Genomic DNA, 1,730 nt, shown 5'->3' with positions numbered 1-1,730 from the left:
ACTCTCTCAAAAGTAGATAGAGGAGGTAGAAACTTTGTAATCTCCTTAGAAAGGAGGTGATCCAGGCGCACCTTCCGGTACACCTACCTTGTTACGACTTCGCCCCCCTCGCTAAGCCCACCTTCAACAGTACCTACCGTACTGCCTTCAGGTGTTCCCAACTCGGGTGGCGTGACGGGCGGTGTGTACAAGGCCCGGGAACGTATTCACCGCAGTTTGGCTGACCTGCGATTACTAGCGATTCCAGCTTCATGTAGGCGGGTTTCAGCCTACAATCCATATTACGGAGAGTTTTTCCGGATCCGCTCCACCTTCCGGCTTCGCTTCCCTTTGTCCTCCCCATTGTAGCACGTGTGTCGCCCAGAGTATAAGGGGCACGCTTATCTGACGTCATCCCCTCCTTCCTCCGCCTCGTCGGCGGCTGTCCAATTAGTGTCCCCAACTTTACTTGCTGGTAACTAATTGCAGGGGTTGCGCTCGTTGTGGGACTTAACCCAACACCTCACGGCACGAGCTGACGACGACCGTGCACCACCTGTGTAACCTCCTACCTTACGGTAGGCCAGTAGATTTCTCTACCTTCAGTTACATGTCAATCCCTGGTAAGGTTCTTCGGTTAGCTTCGAATTAAACCACATGCTCCACCGCTTGTGCGGACCCCCGTCAATTCCTTTGAGTTTCATCCTTGCGGACGTACTCCCCAGGTGGCTCACTTAGCGCGTTCGCTTCAGCACAGAGAGTCTTTCGCTCCCTACACCTAGTGAGCATCGTTTAGGGCCAGGACTACCCGGGTATCTAATCCGGTTTGCTCCCCTGGCTTTCGGACCTCAGCGTCAGCTGTAGCCCAGTAGACCAACTTCTTCACCGGCGTTCTTACCTGTATCTGCGGATTTCACCCCTACTCAGGTAATTCCGTCTACCTCTGCTACGCCCAAGATGATCAGTTTCATCCGCAAGCCGATCGTTGAGCAATCTTTTCACAGATGACTTGATCACCCGCCTACGTCCCCTTTACACCCAGTAATTCCGGGCAACGCTCGCCCCCTACGTCTTACCGCGGCTGCTGGCACGTAGTTAGCCGGGACTTTTCCTAATCTACCTTCTTCTGTAGTGTGTCCACTACCCTTTTATTCGATTAGTTCAGAAGTTTACATCCCGAGGGACTTCTTCCTTCACGCGGCGTCGCTGGATCAGGCTTTCGCCCATTGTCCAAGATTCCCCACTGCTGCCTCCCGTAGGAGTAGGGCCCGTGTCTCAGTGCCCTTGTGACCGTCCATGCTCTCACACCGGTTATCCGTCATCGGCTTGGTAAGCCTTTACCTCACCAACTACCTGATGGATAGTAGGTCCATCCTAAGGCTGTCTACCACTTTCCCCTCTCGGGCTTATCAGAGTTTATCTACCGTTTCCAGTAGCTATCTCTGTCCTTAGGGCAGGTCCCTACCTTTTACTCACCCGTTCGCCACTGGTTATATCTCCGAAGATCTATAACCCGTCCGACTTGCATGTGTTACGCACGCCGCCAGCGTTAACCCTGAGCCAGGATCAAACCCTTCATCCTATACTCTTGGGCCTCCTCTATCTACTTTTCAATGAGCTCTCCCTTTCCTTCTTCTCTTACTTTTTTCTTTCTTTCTCTCTTTCATCCATCAGCGTTGTATATATTACCACATCTCTCTCCACTTTGTCAATTTCTTTTTTATGAACTTATTTGAAAATTATTGTGAATT

Annotated in this window: 1 rRNA gene; it reads right to left on the bottom strand. The window is 51.5% G+C overall.

The window, feature by feature from the left end:
* Positions 1-49: 49 nt before the first annotated feature.
* Positions 50-1,561: ribosomal RNA gene (locus BZ25_RS09660) — 16S ribosomal RNA — on the bottom strand.
* Positions 1,562-1,730 lie beyond the last annotated feature (169 nt).

The sequence above is a fragment of the Petrotoga sp. Shatin.DS.tank11.9.2.9.3 genome (assembly GCF_003665005.1).
Lineage (GTDB): Bacteria > Thermotogota > Thermotogae > Petrotogales > Petrotogaceae > Petrotoga > Petrotoga mobilis.
The sequence above is the reverse complement of the archived record's forward strand: the minus strand, read 5'-3'. Positions and strand labels throughout refer to the sequence as shown.